The organism is Kitasatospora sp. NPDC059803, from assembly GCF_042732255.1.
Classification (GTDB): Bacteria; Actinomycetota; Actinomycetes; order Streptomycetales; family Streptomycetaceae; genus Kitasatospora.
Window position 1 is genome coordinate 1 of record NZ_JBHWIJ010000224.1, and the last position, 14,334, is coordinate 14,334.

15 protein-coding genes and 2 pseudogenes are annotated in these 14,334 nt (G+C 74.8%); 12 read left to right on the forward strand and 5 right to left on the reverse strand.

Going from position 1 to position 14,334, the window contains the following annotated elements; genetic code table 11:
- From ACFV6I_RS28660 to ACFV6I_RS28670, 3 genes and pseudogenes are all read left to right on the forward strand, one after another.
- Positions 1 to 487 (forward strand): annotated as a pseudogene (locus tag ACFV6I_RS28660) (hypothetical protein); the annotation flags it as partial.
- Positions 488 to 571: 84 nt separating this feature from the next.
- Positions 572 to 790, forward strand: a complete 219-nt coding sequence (locus tag ACFV6I_RS28665) for a ferredoxin (protein WP_380428396.1) — start codon at positions 572 to 574, stop codon at positions 788 to 790.
- Positions 791 to 881: 91 nt separating this feature from the next.
- The gene (locus tag ACFV6I_RS28670) at positions 882 to 2,087 is read left to right on the forward strand and encodes a cytochrome P450 (RefSeq protein ID WP_063346736.1); all 1,206 of its coding nucleotides are present in this window, start codon (positions 882 to 884) and stop codon (positions 2,085 to 2,087) included.
- On the opposite strand, the gene ACFV6I_RS28675 is transcribed toward ACFV6I_RS28670, so the two are convergent.
- Positions 2,050 to 2,481, reverse strand: a complete 432-nt coding sequence (locus ACFV6I_RS28675) for a transposase (RefSeq protein ID WP_380428398.1) — start codon at positions 2,479 to 2,481, stop codon at positions 2,050 to 2,052. The two genes, ACFV6I_RS28670 and ACFV6I_RS28675, sit on opposite strands and share 38 nt — an antisense overlap.
- Positions 2,482 to 2,755: 274 nt before the next feature.
- Here ACFV6I_RS28675 and ACFV6I_RS28680 point away from each other — a divergent pair, with 274 nt between their 5' ends.
- Both ACFV6I_RS28680 and ACFV6I_RS28685 read left to right on the forward strand, forming a co-directional pair.
- Positions 2,756 to 3,898 (forward strand): serine hydrolase domain-containing protein, encoded by a 1,143-nt coding sequence (locus tag ACFV6I_RS28680; protein ID WP_380428406.1) that lies wholly within the window; start codon positions 2,756 to 2,758, stop codon positions 3,896 to 3,898.
- A complete protein-coding gene (locus ACFV6I_RS28685; RefSeq protein WP_380342429.1) occupies positions 3,895 to 4,479 on the forward strand; it encodes a hypothetical protein in 585 nt (194 codons plus the stop codon). The genes ACFV6I_RS28680 and ACFV6I_RS28685 overlap by 4 nt, the downstream gene beginning before the upstream one ends.
- Positions 4,480 to 4,588: 109 nt before the next feature.
- On the opposite strand, the gene ACFV6I_RS28690 is transcribed toward ACFV6I_RS28685, so the two are convergent.
- The gene (locus ACFV6I_RS28690) at positions 4,589 to 5,401 is read right to left on the reverse strand and encodes an alpha/beta fold hydrolase (protein WP_208869053.1); all 813 of its coding nucleotides are present in this window, start codon (positions 5,399 to 5,401) and stop codon (positions 4,589 to 4,591) included.
- 166 nt (positions 5,402 to 5,567) lie between these two features.
- Positions 5,568 to 7,082 carry a PQQ-binding-like beta-propeller repeat protein gene (locus ACFV6I_RS28695; RefSeq protein ID WP_380428400.1) on the reverse strand — a complete coding sequence of 505 codons (1,515 nt, stop codon included), beginning with the start codon at positions 7,080 to 7,082 and terminating at the stop codon, positions 5,568 to 5,570.
- A gap of 171 nt (positions 7,083 to 7,253) precedes the next feature.
- Here ACFV6I_RS28695 and ACFV6I_RS28700 point away from each other — a divergent pair, with 171 nt between their 5' ends.
- The 4 genes from ACFV6I_RS28700 (at position 7,254) to ACFV6I_RS28715 (ending at position 10,691) form a co-directional block, all read left to right on the forward strand.
- Positions 7,254 to 8,711, forward strand: a complete 1,458-nt coding sequence (locus ACFV6I_RS28700; protein WP_063346742.1) for a serine/threonine-protein kinase — start codon at positions 7,254 to 7,256, stop codon at positions 8,709 to 8,711.
- 191 nt (positions 8,712 to 8,902) lie between these two features.
- Entirely contained in the window at positions 8,903 to 9,604 is a 702-nt protein-coding gene (locus ACFV6I_RS28705) for an alpha/beta hydrolase (RefSeq protein WP_063346743.1), read from the forward strand.
- A gap of 109 nt (positions 9,605 to 9,713) precedes the next feature.
- A complete protein-coding gene (locus ACFV6I_RS28710) occupies positions 9,714 to 10,067 on the forward strand; it encodes a DUF6204 family protein (protein ID WP_063346744.1) in 354 nt (117 codons plus the stop codon).
- A gap of 72 nt (positions 10,068 to 10,139) precedes the next feature.
- Entirely contained in the window at positions 10,140 to 10,691 is a 552-nt protein-coding gene (locus ACFV6I_RS28715) for a MarR family winged helix-turn-helix transcriptional regulator (protein WP_079135464.1), read from the forward strand.
- A 39-nt stretch (positions 10,692 to 10,730) separates the two neighbouring features.
- Here the strand turns inward: ACFV6I_RS28715 and ACFV6I_RS28720 are convergent, their stop codons facing one another.
- On the reverse strand, positions 10,731 to 11,276 hold the full coding sequence (locus tag ACFV6I_RS28720; RefSeq protein ID WP_063346745.1) for a GNAT family N-acetyltransferase: 546 nt from the start codon (positions 11,274 to 11,276) through the stop codon (positions 10,731 to 10,733).
- A 378-nt stretch (positions 11,277 to 11,654) separates the two neighbouring features.
- On the opposite strand from ACFV6I_RS28720, the gene ACFV6I_RS28725 reads away from it, so the two are divergent.
- The 3 genes from ACFV6I_RS28725 to ACFV6I_RS28735 are packed head-to-tail and all read left to right on the forward strand — an operon-like array spanning position 11,655 to position 13,450.
- Positions 11,655 to 11,987 (forward strand): sulfurtransferase TusA family protein, encoded by a 333-nt coding sequence (locus ACFV6I_RS28725; RefSeq protein WP_063346746.1) that lies wholly within the window; start codon positions 11,655 to 11,657, stop codon positions 11,985 to 11,987.
- 57 nt (positions 11,988 to 12,044) lie between these two features.
- Positions 12,045 to 12,974 (forward strand): polysaccharide deacetylase family protein, encoded by a 930-nt coding sequence (locus ACFV6I_RS28730; RefSeq protein WP_380428403.1) that lies wholly within the window; start codon positions 12,045 to 12,047, stop codon positions 12,972 to 12,974.
- Between the two features lie 5 nt (positions 12,975 to 12,979).
- Positions 12,980 to 13,450, forward strand: a complete 471-nt coding sequence (locus tag ACFV6I_RS28735; RefSeq protein ID WP_380428404.1) for a hypothetical protein — start codon at positions 12,980 to 12,982, stop codon at positions 13,448 to 13,450.
- Between the two features lie 55 nt (positions 13,451 to 13,505).
- Here ACFV6I_RS28735 and ACFV6I_RS28740 read toward each other — a convergent pair.
- Positions 13,506 to 14,334 (reverse strand): annotated as a pseudogene (locus ACFV6I_RS28740) (rRNA cytosine-C5-methyltransferase); the annotation flags it as partial.

Genomic DNA, 14,334 nt, shown 5'->3' on the forward strand with positions numbered 1-14,334 from the left:
CCGCTCCGGCCCCGCTGCGGGGCCCGCCCCCCCGGCGGGCGCCCGCGCCGCGCCGGGGCTCGGCCCGTGGGTGATGCTCGGCAAGACCTTCAAGGGGCTGACCGACCGGACGCTCGTTTGGCAGACCGCCGAGTTGCTCGCCCGGGAGACCGGGCGGGACGCCCGGACGGTGTTGGTCCGGCCGGAACTGGTCGTCGAGGTCGCCTTCGACGGCCTCCGGCGCAGCCCCCGCCACCCCGCCGGGCTGGCCCTGCGGTTCGCCCGGGTGGTGCGCTACCGGCCGGACAAGAGCGCCGCCGAGGCCGACACGGTGGCCTCCGTACGGGAGTTGGCCACCGCCGAAGGGCCTGTGAGGCCGTCCGCGCGGCCGGGTCCGCCGACCCGTCCGGCGAAGTACCGCGGGCTGAAACGCATAGCGCCGCAATGGGGGTTCACACACAGGGGCCGAATCAGCCATTCTCGATCCGGCCACCGTACCCCTCCGTGAACGGACCAGCGATGGCTAGGTTGACCGTGACAACGAGAGGCGGCCGCCTGGCAGTCGGCGCCGCCCTGGCGAAAGGTGCCCGACATGCAGGTGAGCGTCGACCGGGACCGTTGCTGCAGCTCCGGCATGTGCGTGATGAACGCCCCCGCGGTCTTCGACCAGGACGACCGGGACAGTCTCGTGAGGCTCCGTCAGACCGTCGTGCTGCCCGAGCAGTTCGACGACGTCAGACTCGCCTCCGAGCTCTGCCCGGGCCGGGCGATCACCGTCACCGGGGACGAGCCCGCGCGGACCGGGGCCTGACGGACCCCCGCCGCCGGCCCCGCAGGCCGCCGGGAACCTTCCCGGGCCCCGAACCCCACGAGAACACCCGCGACGTGAGGAGACCCCCGCCTTGACCACCGCACCCACCACCCCCGTCCTCCCACTGCCGGCCCGGCACTCCGGCGGCTGCCCGTTCGGCCCGCCGCCCGCGTACCCCGAGGCCGCCGCCACCGGGCCGGTGACCAGGGCCGAGCTGCCCGACGGCGACCTCTGCTGGCTGGTCACCGGCTTCGCCGAGGTCCGCACCGTGCTGTCCGACCGCCGGTTCAGTGCCGACATACGCCACCCGTCCTTCCCGCTGCTGGTCGCCGGCGCTCGCGAGCTGATCACCGACAACCCGGACTTCCTGCGGCTCGACGACCCCGAGCACGCCCGCCAGCGCCGCATGCTCACCGGGGAATTCCTGGTCAAGCGGGTGGAGGCGCTGCGCCCGGAGATCCAGCGGATCGTGGACGAGGCACTGGACCGGATGACCGCGGGCCGGACCACGGCCGACCTGGTCACCGACTTCGCGCTGCCGGTGCCCTCGCTGGTGATCTGCCTGCTGCTCGGCGTGCCGTACGAGGACCACGACCGCTTCCAGAACCTGAGCCGCACGATGCTCAGCCAGGAGAGCACCGTGGAGCAGCTCCGGGAGGCCCAGGAGGAAATCCTGCACTACCTGCGCGACCTGACGGCCCGCAAGCGCGCACAGCCGCAGGACGACGTCCTCAGCCGACTCGCGGCGCGGGACGACCTGACCTCGGACGACGCGGCCGCCATGAGCGTGCTGCTGCTGGTCGCCGGGCACGAGACGACCGCGAACATGATCGCGCTGTCGACCGCGCTGCTGCTGGAGCACCCCGAGCAGATCCCCGGCCTGGCCGACCCGGCCACCCTGCCGGGCGCGGTGGAGGAGCTGTTGCGGCTGCTGACCATCGTGCACACCGGCCTGCCCCGGGTGGCGCTGGAGGACGTGGAGCTGGGCGGCGTCACCGTCCGGGCCGGGGAGGGCGTGATGGCGATGCTCTCCACCGCCAACCGGGACGAGGCGGTGTTCGGCGGCGCCGGCCATCGGGCGACGGACGAGCTGGACCTGTACCGGGACGCCCGGCGGCAGCTGGCGTTCGGCTTCGGCGTGCACCAGTGCCTGGGCCAGCCGCTGGCCCGCGCCGAACTCCAGATCGCCCTGGAGACGCTGTTCCGCCGGCTGCCGGGGCTGCGGCTGGCCGGCGAGCGCGAGTTCCGTACCGAGTCGTTCATCTACGGGATGCGGTCACTGCCCGTGACCTGGTGAGCGGGGCCCCATGGAGAAATCTCACCGGGCACCCTTCGCGTGAGCCTTTGCGCAGGCGGGCGGCCTGACCGTCCGCCTTCTCCGGAATCGCGTGCCGGATGCCGCGCCTGCGCAGGTAGGCGCGGCACGGGCCGTTGCTGTAGGCCTTGTCGGCGGCCACGCTGTCGGGCGTCTTCCGGGGCCTGCCCGGCCCTGTCCGCGGGACACGGATCTTCTCCAGTACCGGCTCGAACTGCTTGCAGTCCGCCCGCTGCCCCGGCGTGACGACCAGGGACAGCGGGCGGCACCGGCCGTCCGCGCTCAGGTGGACCCTGCTGGCGAACCCGCCCCGCGAGCGGCCGAGGCCCTCGCCTCCACCACCACCTTCACCAGGCGGGCGACGAGGCTCTGCCACGGCGTCTCGCCCTGGTGTTCCCCGGGCCCAGCCCCCTTTGAGGCCACCGCTGGGACCACAGCGCGGTCAGCGCGTCCAGTGCTTCGCGATCCACTCCGAGCCCTCTCCCCAGTCGTCCACCCTCATGCCCGACGACGGCTCCCCGCCCGACGAGGGCCGCCCCGACCGATGGTCGGGAAACGGGTCGTGCCGAGCGGCCCGACGCCGTACCGTGGTCCGGTCGACGATCTTGGGGCAGCGACCCCACGAGGACCAGAGGACGGGGCTGGACACCATGCAGCAGTACCAGGGCTGGGCCGACGAACGGTTCGGCGCCGTGGCGGACGTGTTCGCCCGCAACTTCGCCGAGTTCCCCGAACTCGGCGCCGCCGTCACGGTGTTCGCCGGCGGCCGCAAGGTCGTCGAATTGTGGGGCGGGACGGCCGACGACCGCACCGGCCGGGCCTGGACGCAGGACACCGTCGTCCCGGTCTTCTCCTGTGCCAAGGGCGCGGTGAGCATCAGCACCCACCTGCTCGCCCAGCAGGGCCGCCTCGACCTCGACGCGCCGATCGCCCACTACTGGCCCGAATTCGCCCGCCACGGCAAGCAGGACATCACCACCCGCATGATCCTCGGCCACCGCGCGGGCATCCCGGCCCTGGACGCGGCGCTCTCCTTCGAGGAGATCGCCGCCTGGGCTCCCGTCGTCCGCGCGATCGAGGAGCAGGAGCCGCTCTGGGAGCCCGGCACCGCCTACGAGTACCACGGCCACGTCCTGGGCTTCACGGTCGGCGAGGTGATCCGCCGGATCACCGGGCTAACCCCTGGCGCGTTCCTCCGCAAGGAGATCGCCGAGCCGCTCGGCCTGCCGGTCTGGATCGGCCTGCCGGAGAACGAACTCCCGCGCCTGGCCCGGCTGGTGGAGGCTGAGGGCCGCCGCCCGATGCCCGGCCCGGAGCACCTGCTGACCCGGATCGTGACGATGAACGGCGCCCTGGTCTTCCCCGGTCTGGACGTGCCGCACGGCTGGAACGACCCGGCCCTGCACGCGATCGAGCTGCCCGGCGCGGGCGCGGTCGCCTCCGCCACCGGGCTGGCGGGGCTGTACGCGGCGGCCGCGACCGGCCTGGACGGCGGCCCGCGCCTGCTCTCGCACGAGACCGTCACCGACGCGGTGCGCGAAGTCTCCTCCGGCGCAGGCTTCCTGGGCTTCGACATGGGCGCCCGCTGGGGTTCCGGCCTGCTGCTCGACTCCCCCGCCTTCCGCCCGCTGCTGGGCGAGCGCAGCTTCGGCAACGACGGCGCGGGCGGCCAGTTCGCCTTCGGGGACGACGAGTTCGGCGTCGGCTTCGGCTACGTCGCCAACCGGATGATCGGCCACGGCGACGCCCGCGCCAACCGGCTGATCGAGGCGCTGCGCGGGTGCCTGGGGTGACGGACTTCCTCGCGCGACTCACCGCGCTGGCGGCCACCGGCGGCCTGGACGGCCCGGACGGGCTGCGCTACAACGCCTCGCTGCCCGAACTCGCCGCCCACTACGGCGACCCCTGGGACGGCGGGCGGATCCACCGCGAGTCCCGCTGGCCGCACGGCTTCAGCTGGGGCGACGTGCAGACGGTGTTCTGCCGCTGCCGCCGGCTCCAGTCGCTGTCCCTGCCCGTGTGGCACGGCGAACTCGAACTCCCGCTGGCCGGCGGCGGGTTGATGACGCTCGACACGCACGTCACCGAGTCGGCCCTGATCGCCGCGCTGACCGCCGCCGGCTGCCGCTGGGAGACCGTGACGTACGAGAACGTCCCCGACCAGCGCACCCTGGAGGTGGCGGTGGCCGAGGAGGTCCGGGTGGCGTTCGTCCTCACCGACCGCGACGGCCACGCGGACCGCGAGGGCGGTGACGCGCCGCCGCCCGAGGACTGGCTGCTGAACAAGGCCATGCTGTGGGGCTACGACCACACCGACTGCCCCGAGCCGGACCGCACCCTCCCGGACGACGGCTGGGGCGCCTCGCCCAACTGACGCGTACGGCCGGCCCGTTGCGCTCGGCCCGCTGCGCCCAGCCCGCTGCGCCCCCGCGCGCAACGGGCCGGGCGCGCCCCCGAAGTGGGCGCACCCCCGGAGCGGGGGCTCACGCCAGGGCGCGCGGCAGCACCACTCGCACCCACTCCTCCGGCTGCGACAGGTGCGGTGCGTGGCCGGCACCGGGGTACAGGTGCCGTTCCACCTTCGCCAGGGTGAGGTCGATGATGTCCAGCACCTCGCCGTACATCGGCGGGCTGTTGTCACTCTGCGTGAGCAGGGCCGGTTCCGTGAAGCGGGCCAGCGCGGTCAGGTCGAGGTCCAGGGCGTCCGGGTCCCGCAGCTCGTCCAGGTAGGTCGGCGCGTTGCGCACGTACGTGTGCCGCACCGGCGCGGGCAGCTGCGCCCAGGCCCCCGGCCCGAAGGTGACCGTCTCCACGAACAGCTCCGCCGCCGCGGCCGACTCGGCCTGCTCCAGCAGCTCCCGGACGGCGGTGATCCGGTCGGCGAGCGCGGTGGCGACCGGCCGCAGCTCGGGGTCGGCGAGCAGGATGCCGGCGCCGGGCGGCTCGTGCACGGCGATCCCCCGCAGCAGGTCGGGCCGGGCGGCGGCGAGCCGCAGCGTGATCAGCGAACCGTACGAGTTCCCGCAGACGAACGCCGGCGCGAGTCCGAGCCCGTCGATCAGCCCGGCCAGGTCGGCCGCGTCCTCGTAGACCGAACCCTGGGTGAGCGGGTCCTCACTGCGGCTGTGGCCCCGCCGGTCGTAGGCGACGACGGTGGTCGACTCGGCCAGGCCCGGCATCACGCGGGCCCAGCTGTCGGCGTCGCTCCACGAGCCGTGCACCAGGACGACGCCGGGCCCCTCGCCACGGGCCTCGTAGTGCAGCGACACCCCGTTCACCCTGATCTCGGCCATCATGAGCCTCCCGATCTCGGCGGTGCTCCCCCACCAGCCTGACACAGCCGCTCGGGGCGGCACCCCCGGGCCGAGTCCGTCACCGAGCGTGACGAACAGCGGGCGGCCAAGGGCCCCGAACGGGCTCGGCTCAGGCCCCCGGCGGACTCAGCTCAGAGCCCGAACCGGCTCAGCCCATGCCCCGGGCCGGCGGCTCGTCCCGCGTGCCGTCCTCCGCCACCACCGTGAACCGGCCGGGCCCGGAGACCGACAGGTCCACCGGGTGGACGGACTTCGAGTCGTTGACGTCCAGTTCACTACTCTTCCGCCCGGTCGCGGCGTCGACCCGGGTCAGCTTGTCCCGGGTCAGCGCCCACACCGACGCGCCGTCCACCAGCAGCCCCGTCACCTGGTCGTCCAGCCCGGACGTCCAGCGCTTCCCGCCGTCGGCGAGCGAGTAGGCGACCAGGCGCCCGGTGGCGATGCGGCTGGGGTTCTTCCCCCCGCTGATCCGGACATCGTCCGGCTTCTCGCCGGGGACGATCAGCTGGTCGCCGACGACCACCCCGCCGAACAGCGGACGGGCGGCGAACGCGTCGTACGCGTGGGCTCCGCCCAGCATGACGTCGAGGTCGTACTCGTCCCCCGCGACCGGGATCGACGCCCGCTGCCGCCCCGCCCCGTCGAAGCTGAGGACGGCGTGCGTCCCGCGCTCGCCCTGCGCGTCGACCCAGACCGCGAGGGGCTCGGTGGAGACCACCGCGACGTCCTTCAGCCCGCCCGTGACCGGCAGGGCGACCCGGGTCCGCTCCTGCCCGTCCGCCGGGGCCAGCGACCGCAGCACCGGCGCGGCGTCGCCGCACTGCGCGACCGTCACCACCTCCGCCGCCCCGCCCGCCACCTGCAACGGCGCGCAGCCGGCGTCCGCGTCGCCGCGCCAGGAAGCGCGCCCGTCGGCCAGGTGCACCGCGCGCCAGCCGGTCCGCTCCTGGAGGACGGCCTCGTCCCCGGCGACGGCGAGCAGATCGGGCGCCGCCGTGTCCCCGACGCGGCCGGGCGCGTCCGCCGCGGCGGTCCAGGCGGCCGTGCCGTTGGCGAGGTTGAGCGCCGTCACCGCCGCGCACGGCCGGTCGTGCGGGGAGTGGCCGAGCAGTCCGAGGCCGTGGCCCGTCCCGCGGCTCATGGCGCAGACGGAGTCCTCGCCCGGCGGCGTCCACCGCCACGCGACCTGCCCGGTGGCGCCGCGGTAGGCCACCACCTGGTCGGGCCGGACCCGCACCACCACGTCCCCGCTGGTCCAGCTGCCGACGGCGCGGATCGACGACGGCCGGTCCAGCGGCGCCTCCCAGGCGTCGTTGAGGCCGGTCCCGGCGAAGGAGACGAACAGGGCGAGCCCGAACAGGATCCCGACGGCGACCGCGGGGAAGCCGCGCCGGGGGTGGAGCAGCGCCCACAGCAGACCGGCCCCGCAGGGCATCAGGCCGAGGATGCTGACGATGCCCATGAAGTCGAGGCTCTCGCCGCCGTACCCCTGGGACGGCCCGATCAGCACGGCCAGGCCCATGCTCGCGAACATGGCCCCCAGCACCCCGCCGGAGACCACCATCCAGGCCTCCTTGTCCATCGCGAACCCGCCCCTGGCGAGGCGGACGGACCTGCGGGCCCACCCGGCCCCGGCGGCACTGTCCACGGGCCCCTCGGCCATGTCGGTCACTCCCCCGTCAAGCGCCGCCCACCGCATGAGCGACGATCATCGGATGATCGCAGAGCCTCGCTGGATCCTGAACAAAGACAACGGAAAACTCCCGGCCCCACCGACGGACGGTAGGTTGGCCCGGGGGCCGGGGCGCGGCACCGGGGCACGAAAGGGGCGGGGATGCAGCCGGGCGACGTACTCGACGGGCGGTACGAGCTGGTCGAGCAGATCGGCGAGGGCGCCTTCGGCGCGGTCTGGAAGGCCCGCGACGCGCGGATCCAGCGGCTCGTCGCCGTCAAGGTGATGCTCCCGGGCAGCAACAACACCCCCAAGGACGCGGCCCGGTTCGTCCGCGAGGTGGCCACCGCCGGCGCGCTCAACCACCCGTCCATCGTCACCGTGCACGACTTCGGCCAACACGACGAGGCCGGCCGGCCGTTCTACTTCCTGGTCATGGAACTGCTCGACGGCGCCCCGCTCAGCCGCCACCTCGGCGACGGGCCGCTGCCCCTGCGCCAGGCCCTCACCTGGGCCGTCCAGATCTCCCAGGCCCTCGCCACCGCCCACCGGGCCGGCGTCGTCCACCGGGACGTCAAACCCGCCAACGTGATGATCCAGTCCTCCGGCGAGGTCAAGGTCGTCGACTTCGGCATCGCCCGGGTCGGCACCGCCGACGACGGCATCACCAGCACCAACGTCATCGTCGGCACCCCCGCCTACATGGCCCCCGAACGCTTCGACAGCCGCGGCCTCGACGCCCGCTCCGACCTCTACGCCTTCGGCTGCCTCCTGTACGAACTCCTCACCGGCCGCACGCCGTTCCGCGGCACCCTCTACGAACTCATCCGCCAGCACGGCGAGGTCCACCCCGCCGCCCCCGGCACCCTGCGGCCCGGCCTGCCCGCCGACGTCGACACCCTCGTCCTCGAACTGCTCGCCAAGGACCCCGACCGGCGGCCGCCGCACGCCGACCAGGTCGCCCAACGCCTGCTCCACCTCGCCGAGCAGGCCGAACAGCCCCCGGCCGGCTACCACGCCACCGTCCGGGACGTCCCCGCCGCCGAGGAGGACCCGTACGTCCTCGCCCGCCGACGGGAGGCGGACGCGCTGTTCCAGCACACCCGCGACCAGGCCGCCCAGGTCGCGCTGCAGTTCGAGACCAGCATCGCCCAGCGGCGCCGCCAGCTCGACCAGGACCTCGCCGACCAGCGGGCCCACGCCGAGGCCCGGGCGCAACAGATCGTCACCGACGCCCAGCAACGCGGCGAGGAGCTCGAACGGGAGGCCGCCGCCCGGGCGGCCGCCAGCCTCAAGCAGCTCACCGAGGCCGAACAGCGCACCGACCTGCTGCGCCGGCAGACCGACAAACTGCGCAACGACGCCGAGAGCCTTCGCCGCACGGTCGACAACGCCCGCCGCCAGGCCTCCGACTTCCTCGCCGACGCGGCCGCCAAGGCCGGCCTCGGCCCGGCCACCGAACCCCGCCGCTCGATCGCCCCGCCGGCCGGCACGCAAACCGGCTCCCAGAGCGGCGCGCAAACCGGCTCGCAGCGCCGGAAGCTCCCGAGCATGCAGGACCTGCTCTCCGGCCGGAGCCGCTCCACCGGCGGCGGAGACCAGCCGGGCCGCCCCTCCTGACCTCGCCCCGACGCCCCGCCCCGACGCCCCGCCCCAACGCCTCGTACCCGGAGGCGAGTCGGCCCGCCAGGCCCAGTCCACGCGGGCCCCGCCCCCGCGCCACCGGCTGGGCCCTGCGGCCCCTGCTCACGCACCGCGACCCGACCGCGGAACCGTAGAATCCGCAGGTAGACACCAGGGAGGGATTTCGCGTGTTCCAGGCGCAGCGGCCGCGCACCGCACAACTGACCCCACGACTCGGCGACGACGGGACGGGGCGGGTCGAAGCCGTCGCCCTGCTGCTGCCCGGCGGGTTCCTGCGCAGCCGGCGCGGACCGCTGAAGGTCGCCGAACTGGGCCTGCGCCGCCTCACCGCCGAACTCGCCGACCGCGGCCGCCCGCACGGCCTCGCCGTCCACCTGCTGCGCTACCGCTACAGCGGCTGGAACGGCACCGACGCCGACACCGCCGTCGACACCCGCTGGGCCCTCGACGAACTCGCCCGCCGCTACGGCGACGTACCCGTCGTCCTCATCGGCAACTCCCTCGGCGGGCGCGCCGCCTTCTGGTGCGCCGGGCACGCGAACGTCGTCGGCGTCGCCGGCATCGCGCCCTGGCTGCCCAGCGGCGACCCCGTCGACCACCTCGCCGGCCGGCGCGTCCTGATCGTCCACGGCACCGGCGACCACAGCGCCGCCAACGCCAACCAGTCCCTCGAATACGCCCTGCGGGCCCGCCCGGTCGTCCCCGACCTCGCCCGCTACGAAGCCCCCGGCGCCAACCACTACCTCATCCGGCAGACCGCCGACATCAGCGCCCTCACCACGGACTTCACCCTCGACACCCTCAAGGCCGAACCGGCCCCGCTCGCCTCCGGCACCGTCTGCACCCGCCTGCCCACCCGGCGCGCCTAGGCGAAACCCCGGAACCCGCGGTCGACCAGCGGGACCCGGCCACCGGGATCCGACCAGCGGCACGAAATCGGGTTGGCGGTCGACCGCCCGCCTTGCCTATGGTCGGGGGATGACCACTCGAACCTTCCGCATCATGGTACGCGGCGTCTTCGACGGCCTGAGCGCCGAGCAGCACGCCGAACTCCTCGCCCGCGCACCCGAACACGACGTGCTGCGCGCGGCCTTCACCCGCGAGGGACACCTCAGCTACGACCTCGGCGCGCGGGCCGCCTTCACCTTCCGCTTCCTCGACTCGGGCGAGGCGGAGGAGGACATCCTGGCGGCCGCCGAGCGGGCCGAGCAGGCGGCGCGGGCCTGGCTGGCCGAGCGCGGCTACGGCTACAAGAACCTGCGCTCCCAGGCCGAGGACCTCTCTCAGGCACCGCTCGGCAAGCGGCAGCGCCGCGCCGCCAACGCCGGCTAGCCCCCTCCCCCCTCCCGCTACCTCCTTGACGGCTCGCCGCACCGGTATGCTTGAGTAGTCAAGGAGGTAGCAATGACAGACTCGCACGCCAACCCGCACACGAACCCACCGGCCGACCCGCAGGCCAACCCTCAGACCGACCCGCACCCGGGCACCCGGCCCGACCCGCTGGACACCGCCCTGCGGCTGGTCCGCGCCCAGGCCGCCGTGGCCAAGCGCTTCGACGCGGGCCTCAGCCGCCTGCACGGCGTGAGCCTGTCCGACTTCACCCTGCTGCTCCACCTCGGCCACGCCCCCGGCGGCCGGATGCGCCGGGTCGACCTCGCCGAGGCCCTCGGTGTCACCGCCTCGGGCGTCACCCGCGGACTGGCACCGCTGGAGCGGATCGGCCTGGTGAGCCGGGAGGCGGCGGCCCGCGACGCCCGAGTCGCCTACGCGGCCCTGACGCCGACCGGCCGCGAACGGCTCGCCGAGATGCTGTACACGGCCCGGAAGGTCGCGGCCGAGCTCTTCGCCGCCGACCAGTGGAGCCCCGACGACCTCGACCGCCTCGCCGTCCTGCTCACCCGCCTCGGCGGTACCGCCCCCGACCAGCAGCCGGGGGCGGCCACAGCCCGCGACTAACGGACTGTTCAACCGTCGGACTGTCCGACTACGAAACTGCTAGATCCCGAACGGCGCCGCGTACCGCACCGTCCCGGACGGCAACGGGTGCCGCTCCGGGTCCAGGGCGAGAGCCATCAGCGCCTCGTCCGGCACCTCGATGGTCAGCCCGATCCCGTACCCGGAGGCCCGGCCGAAGCCGAACCGCGGGTAGTAGTCCGGGTGTCCGAGGACGACGACGAAGCGCTCGCCCAGCCGCCGCGCCGCCTCCAGGGCGGCGCGGGTGGCGGCGGAGCCGGCACCGGTCCGCTGGTACTCGGGCAGGACGGCGACGGGGGCCAGGCAGAGTGCCGGGGTGCCACCGATGTGACAGCGCGTCAGCAGGGCGTGGCCGACCGGACGGCCGTCCTCGGCGAGGGCGAGCTGCGACAGTTCGTCGATCCAGGCCTCGTCCGCGCGCAGGGCGTCGACGAGGTCGGCCTCCCCCGGGGTGTCGAAGGCGGCCAGCACGATCTCCCGGACGGCTGCGACGTCCGCGGCGGTCTCGACGCGGGTGGTCCACGGGGAGTGCGAGGGGGTGTGCGAGGTCACGTTGAACGTGGTCATGATGAACGAGGATCCGTTCCGGAGTGGTGTGTTCGTCCGAGGGCGTCAATGCGTCCTCGGCCCCGCGAGCTCACGCTCCCAGCGGGGACAGGGGATTGGGGGGAAGGTCAGGCCGACGCCCGGGACGTGAGGGTGGTCCGGGCGCTGCACACGGCGACGGCCTTGGGCGCGGTCATCAACCCCACCTCCTCGTTTCCCTTGATCCTGGTCGAACACGAACTCCCCCACCGTAACACCGCCCCTCGCGGCCGTCACCCGGATTTCCGAACCCTCCCAGCGCCCCGCCCGGGCCCACCTCCTAGGCTGAACCCGGCACCCCTGCACCCCGAAACCCCTGCACCCCGGCACCGCCGCACCACCGCGAAGGGCAGCAACCCCATGACCCACACCCCCGGGCAGCAGCCCGGCCAGGAACCCGCCCCCGACCTGACCGTCGACGGCACCGGCCTGCTCTGCGTCCAACTGCTGCTGCGCCTGCGCGCCCGGATCGCCGACCTGCCGGCCGGCGCGGTGGTGCACATCCACACCACCGACCCCGCCGCCCCCCTCGACCTGCCCGCCTGGTGCCACCTGACCGGCCACGACTACCTCGGCCCCGTCCCGCACCCGGCCACCGACCGCGAGGTGTACGCCCTGCGCCTCACCGCCGCAGCCCGCCCGACCCGCGCCGACCGCCCCTGGCACCCCGCGCCGGACCCGGCCACCGACTGACCACCCCGGCCCGAAATCCCCACGCGCCCACCCCCACCGCCGGTGAACACTGCCCCCATGACCGCAGAAACCCTGGCGAACGCCCTGATCGGCCACCCTCCCGACGCCCGCCTCCTGCTGCTCAACTGCGATGACTTCGGCCTGGACGAGGACGTCAACCTCGCCGTGGTCGACTCCGTCCTGCGCGGGATCGCCGCCTCCTGCAGCCTGATGCCCCCGTGCCACGCCGCCCCGCACGCGCTCCGACTCCTGCGGCGGCACCCGGAGATCCCCTTCGGCGTCCACCTCACCCTGGTGTGCGAGTCTCCGGCCCGCCGCTGGGGCCCGCTGGCCGCCCGCGACCACGTCCCCTCCCTGCTGGACGAGACCGGCGAGCTGTACGCGCCCACGCCCGCCGGGCGCACCGCCCTGCTCGCCCGAGCCCGACTCGACCACGTCGAGCGGGAGTTCCGCGCCCAGATCGACGCGGTCGAGGCGACCGGGCTCGCCCCCACCCACCTCGACTTCCACTGCCTGGCCGACGGCGGCCGCACGGACATCCTCGAACTCACCCTCGCCCTGGGCGCCGAGTACGGCCTCGCGGTGCGGATCTGGCTGCCACCCGCGCTCGCCCGGATGCGCGAGCGCGGCCTGCCGGTCGTCGACCACGGCTTCCTGGACAGCTTTGCCGTCCCCCTGGACGACAAGCCCGCCCGCTACGCGCGGCTGCTGGCCGCGCTGCGGCCGGGCCTGACCGAGTGGGCCGTCCATCCGAGCCTGGCCGGGCCGGCGTCCCGTCGTACGGACGACGGCTGGCGCGTCCGCCGCTCCGACTACGAGTTCCTCACCTCCCCCGAGGCCCGCGGGCTGCTCGCCGAGCACGACGTCACCGTGCTCGACTACCGGCCGCTCCAACGAGTGTGGCGGCAGGCCCCGCCCGGCTCCCTTCGGCGGTCCGGTGTGCCACGATGGGGAGAGCCGAACGGCCAAGCCTCACAAGGAGGTTGACCACCATGGATCCGATCCTCAGCTGCCACTGGCACGACCAGGACGGCGAGTGGGCACTGTCCGTCAGCCGCAACGGCGGCGGCTGGGAGCTGCTCGCCGCCGCGCCCCGCTGGTCCGAGTCGCTCCCGTTCGCCGGGCCGGAGGACGTCCGCCGGCTCGCCCAGGCGCTGCTGGACCTGCCGTCCGATCCGGAGCCGTACGAGTTCGAATGGCAGCTCTCCCGGACGGAGTTCGAGCGCACCGAGAACGAGCGCACCCACTTCGCGACGCTCGCCGTCGGGCTGGACCCCACCGACGGCCACCGCCCCTACCTCGCCTACCAGTCGTACTACCACCGGGGGCAGGCGAGCGGGCTCGGCCTGGAGGTGATCTGCGAGGACCCCCCGGTCGACCGCCTCCGCGCCCAGGCCCACGCCCTCCTCACCGACCTCCCCGGCCCCCCGCCCGCCCGGCGACAGCCCCCCTCACCCGGCTGAGCGCACCGCCCTCCCCAGCCCCCCTACCGGGTCACGGGATCACCGGATCAGCGGATCACGCCGTCCGCCGCAGCAGCGCCAGGTACATCGCGTCCGTCCCGTGCAGGTGCGGCCAGAGCTGCACGTCCGGCCCGTCCCCGAGCGCGGGGACGCCGGGCAGCAGCGGGCGCGCGTCGATCCACTCGACCCGGCCGCCCTCGGCCCGCAGCACGTCGTCCACGACGGCCCGGGTCTCCGCGAGGTGCGGCGAGCAGGTCGCGTACCCGACGACTCCGCCGACCCGGGTGGCGTCGATCGCCGAGCGCAGCAGGTCCCGCTGGAGCGGGCCGAAGGCCGCGACGTCGGCGGGGCGGCGGCGCCAGCGCGCCTCGGGGCGGCGGCGCAGGGCGCCCAGGCCGGAGCACGGCACGTCGACCAGCACCCGGTCGAAGCCGCCGGAGCGCCAGGCCGGGCGGGTGCCGTCCGCGGTGATCACCGTGTACGGGCCGGGGTTGCCCTCCAGCGCCCGGGCGACCAGCCGCGCGCGGTGCGGCTGCTTCTCGCTCGCGACCAGCCCGGCGCCGCGTTCGGCGGCCAGCGCCGCGAGCAGCGCGGCCTTGCCGCCGGGGCCGGCGCAGCCGTCCAGCCAGAGCCGGTCCGGTCCGTCCAGCGGGGCGTTGGCCAGGGCGAGGGCGACCAGCTGGCTGCCTTCGTCCTGGACGCCCGCCCGGTTGTCCCGGACGGCCTCCAGCGAGCCCGGGTCGCCGCCTTCGGCGAGCCGCAGCGCGAACGGGGACCAGCGGCCGGGGGGGGGGGCGGGGCGCGCGGCGCCCCGCCCGGCCCCCACCCGGCGGGCCGGGCCGCTGGCCGTCGCGCTGACCGCCGCCCTGGTGCTCGCGCTGACC

Excerpts from the sequence above, each read along its gene's own strand:
- ACFV6I_RS28710 (WP_063346744.1), top strand. The coding sequence starts at position 9,714 with ATGACCACTCGAACCTTCCGCATCATGGTACGCGGCGTCTTCGACGGC.
- ACFV6I_RS28690 (WP_208869053.1), bottom strand. The coding sequence starts at position 5,401 with ATGATGGCCGAGATCAGGGTGAACGGGGTGTCGCTGCACTACGAGGCC.
- ACFV6I_RS28725 (WP_063346746.1), top strand. The coding sequence starts at position 11,655 with ATGACCCACACCCCCGGGCAGCAGCCCGGCCAGGAACCCGCCCCCGAC.
- ACFV6I_RS28730 (WP_380428403.1), top strand. The coding sequence starts at position 12,045 with ATGACCGCAGAAACCCTGGCGAACGCCCTGATCGGCCACCCTCCCGAC.
- ACFV6I_RS28715 (WP_079135464.1), top strand. The coding sequence starts at position 10,140 with ATGACAGACTCGCACGCCAACCCGCACACGAACCCACCGGCCGACCCG.
- ACFV6I_RS28680 (WP_380428406.1), top strand. The coding sequence starts at position 2,756 with ATGCAGCAGTACCAGGGCTGGGCCGACGAACGGTTCGGCGCCGTGGCG.
- ACFV6I_RS28665 (WP_380428396.1), top strand. The coding sequence starts at position 572 with ATGCAGGTGAGCGTCGACCGGGACCGTTGCTGCAGCTCCGGCATGTGC.
- ACFV6I_RS28700 (WP_063346742.1), top strand. The coding sequence starts at position 7,254 with ATGCAGCCGGGCGACGTACTCGACGGGCGGTACGAGCTGGTCGAGCAG.
- ACFV6I_RS28695 (WP_380428400.1), bottom strand. The coding sequence starts at position 7,082 with ATGGCCGAGGGGCCCGTGGACAGTGCCGCCGGGGCCGGGTGGGCCCGC.
- ACFV6I_RS28720 (WP_063346745.1), bottom strand. The coding sequence starts at position 11,276 with ATGACCACGTTCAACGTGACCTCGCACACCCCCTCGCACTCCCCGTGG.
- ACFV6I_RS28735 (WP_380428404.1), top strand. The coding sequence starts at position 12,980 with ATGGATCCGATCCTCAGCTGCCACTGGCACGACCAGGACGGCGAGTGG.